The organism is Streptosporangium sp. NPDC023825 (assembly GCF_040639575.1).
GTDB lineage: Bacteria > Actinomycetota > Actinomycetes > Streptosporangiales > Streptosporangiaceae > Streptosporangium.
Window position 1 is genome coordinate 1 of the sequence record NZ_JBFAAE010000143.1, and the last position, 2,596, is coordinate 2,596.

Genomic DNA, 2,596 nt, shown 5'->3' on the forward strand with positions numbered 1-2,596 from the left:
TCCAGCCGGCGTTCCGGCGCCCCCGGCCCGGCCCCCCGCTCCGCGGGGGGGGGGGCGGGGGGGGGGGGCGCCCCCGCCCCCCGGGGGGGGGGGGGGGGGGCGGGCCCCCACGCCCCCGACCGGCTCCGGGGGCGAGGGTGACGGCGATCAGCAGGACGCAGACGGCCGCGATCGCCGCGACCACGGCGGCCACCCCGGTCCACGGCGCCGCGAACGGCAGCAGCAGGATGACGGCGACGCAGCCCAGAAGCGCGGCGGGCCGGACGACGGGCTCCGCCAGGATGGAGGCGGGGACCACCCAGAGCAGGGTGAGGAACACCCCGACCGGTATCGCGACGGCGTAGCAGATCGTCATGGGGGACGCCCCGACGGAGTGCCCGGTCTGCTCGACCGCGACCTCGAGTCCGGCGCCGAGGGCCGCCAGGGCCGCGAAGACGCCGTAATGGCCGTATCCCCACAGGTAGGAGCGATGGCGACGGTCACTGAGGCCTTCGCCGGCAGGGGCGAGGAAGTAGAGCCACCACAGGGCGAACAGCAGGACGAGCCCGGACACGGCGATGACGACGAGGGAACCGCTGAGCTCGGCCGCCTCGAGCGCCGCCTCGACCCCCGTGGTCGCGGCGAGGACGCTCTCGCCGAGCAGAATGATCGTGAACAGGCCGTAGCGTTCGGCGATGTGGTGCGGATGCCAGCTGGTGGCCCCGGCCCGTTCCGCCCACCGTGGCACCGCGAGCTCCAGGACGGCCAGGCCGGCGAAGAACGGCAACAGGGCGGACGGCGGCAGGACACCCGCCTGCGAGAGGAGGAGGCGGAGCACCCAGCCCACCTGCACGACGGTGATACCCGCGGCGTAGCGCAGCGCGGTGCGGCGGCCCGGCGCGTCCTCGGCGCCGGCCCGCAGCCACTGGGCGACGAGCCCGATCCTCATGATGAGGTAACCGAGCGTGACAGCGCGGTAGTCGGAGTCGTCGGCCGCCGCCGGTACGCCGGCGGCGAGGACCAGCACTCCGGCCATCTGCACCATGGTCAGCAGCCGGTAGGCGACGTCGTCGGTGTCGTACGAGGACGCGAACCAGGTGAAGTTCATCCACGCCCACCAGATCGCGAAGAAGACCTGGAGGAAGGGGAGGAGCCCCGCCGGGCCGTGGCCGTCGGCGATGCCGTGCGCGAGCCGGGCGGTGACGGCCGCGATCGCGACCACGAAGGTCAGATCGAACAAAAGCTCGAGAGGGCTGGAGACGCGGTGCGGTTCGTCGGTCGGACGCGCCCTCATCCGGACCCGGATCCGGCTCCCGGTACTCACTGGTGGCAAGGTCTCACTCCTGTCGCTCCATGACTCCGTCCTGCAGGAAGACAGGACAGCCTCCCGATCTGTGACACCCCCGCGCCGGGAATCCGCGACCGGAAGGATCTCCTGGGGGCGCGGTCACGGGCCCGGCCGGCATCGGGTACGCACGCGAGGCAGGCCGTGGACGCCCGGCACGGGAAGCCGGCGGGGAGGGTCGTCAGCCCGGGACATGGACCCCGATAAGGTAAGAAAGGGGCGATGACCATGGCGGATACCGCGCCAGCGAACGAATCCGGTGAATCCATAGATCTCGAACAGGCCGCGACGATCTTCGCGGATGTGCGGCCGCGCCTGTTCGGGATCGCGTACCGGATGCTGGGCAGCGCCGGCGAGGCCGAGGACCTGGTGCAGGACGTCTGGCTGCGCTGGCAGACCTGTGACCGCCGCGCGGTGGTCAACCCGGCCGCGTTCCTGGCGACGGTGACCACGCGGCTGGCCATCAACGCCGCCCAGTCGGCGCGGGTCCGCCGCGAGACCTACATCGGCCCGTGGCTTCCGGAACCCGTCGACACCAGCACGGATCCGTATCTCGGCGCCGAGCGGAACGAGGCCCTGGGGTTCGCGGTCCTGCTCCTGCTGGAGAGGCTTTCGCCCAGCGAACGCGCCGCGTACGTGCTGCGGGAGGCGTTCGACTACCCGTACCGGCAGATCGCCGAGATCGTCCGGCTCAGCGAGGCGGCGGTCCGCCAGCTGGTCAGCAGGGCCCGCAAACACGTGGTCGCCGAACGTCGCGCTCCGGTGACCGGCGCCGAGCAGCACAGGCTCCTGAGGGCCTTCGTCGCCGCCGCCCGTTCCGGTGACCTGGCCACGCTGGAGGAACTCTTCGCGGCGGACGTGATCAGCTACTCCGACGGCGGCGGCGCCGTCCGGGCCTCCCGCATCCCCGTGGTGGGCGCCTTCCGGGTGGCCAAGTACCACAGGGCGTTCGCGAACCGGTTCTGGGCCGGGGTCGAGGTGGAGTGGGCGAGCCTGAACGGGCAGGCGTCCGCTCTGCTGAGCCGCGACGGCGCGGTGTTCGCGGTGGCCACCGTCAGCGCCTCGGCCCAGGGCATCGACCAGGTGCTGTGGATGATGAACCCGGCCAAGATCAACGCGGTGGCCGCCGCGGGCTGACCCGCGGCCGTGACCGCCCGCCTGAGGGCAGATCGGCGGTAAGGAGGGGACTTTCGTCCCTGCCCTCCCCAAAGGGCGTACGGGCAGCCTGGAGGGTATGAAGCTCGACTCGGCAGGCCTGCAGATCCTCTCGCG

General features: G+C 72.5%; 2 protein-coding genes. One reads left to right on the top strand and one right to left on the bottom strand.

The window, feature by feature from the left end; translation table 11 throughout:
- On the bottom strand, nucleotides 1–1,273 hold a 1,273-nt coding region (locus AB0G15_RS43375), incomplete at its 3' end, for a low temperature requirement protein A (RefSeq protein WP_362851566.1).
- A gap of 273 nt (nucleotides 1,274–1,546) precedes the next feature.
- On the opposite strand from AB0G15_RS43375, the gene AB0G15_RS43380 reads away from it, so the two are divergent.
- Nucleotides 1,547–2,461 carry an RNA polymerase sigma-70 factor gene (locus AB0G15_RS43380; protein ID WP_362851568.1) on the top strand — a complete coding sequence of 305 codons (915 nt, stop codon included), beginning with the start codon at nucleotides 1,547–1,549 and terminating at the stop codon, nucleotides 2,459–2,461.
- Nucleotides 2,462–2,596 lie beyond the last annotated feature (135 nt).

What these genes read in the sequence shown, in the direction of transcription:
- AB0G15_RS43380 (WP_362851568.1), top strand. Translation starts at nt 1,547, where the DNA reads ATGACCATGGCGGATACCGCGCCAGCGAACGAATCCGGTGAATCCATA.